Consider the following 432-nt stretch of genomic DNA (forward strand, 5'->3'; position numbering starts at 1 on the left):
TCAGGGTGCCGAAGCCGGTGATCCGGTTCGGGTCGCCATCCAGAATAGCCTCTTCACGGTTATCAATACGGCCGAGATCGAACGCGGCGGCTCCTGTTCCACCCAGCACCAGATGGCTGTTGGCCAGATCCAACGCGGCATCATTCATATCCACGTAATTACCATTGAAGACCAGTGCCTGCGTGGCCCCTTCAAGGGCATAGCCAGATTGCAGCTCTAACGTGGCTGATTTTTGAATGTTATCAAGCCGATGGATGCCAATTGCGGTGCCGCCGCCGCCGTGCACCAGGCCGCCCACGGTGACATAGGTGTCTGCGGTATTGGTGTCGATATTAATCCCGTAGCCCTGCTGCGAAACCAGTGCGCCCCGGGTGATCAGATCAATGGTCGATGTGCCGTTGTCTACGCCGGTGCCATCATCCACGCCTGTGA

At 57.6% G+C, this 432-nt stretch carries 1 pseudogene; it reads right to left on the bottom strand.

Annotated features, from left to right (window positions below):
* A pseudogene (locus tag AC971_RS22450) lies at nt 1–432 on the bottom strand (autotransporter outer membrane beta-barrel domain-containing protein); the annotation flags it as partial.

The sequence above is a fragment of the Yersinia similis genome (genome assembly GCF_001053095.1).
In the GTDB taxonomy this organism is placed as follows: Bacteria; Pseudomonadota; Gammaproteobacteria; order Enterobacterales; family Enterobacteriaceae; genus Yersinia; species Yersinia similis.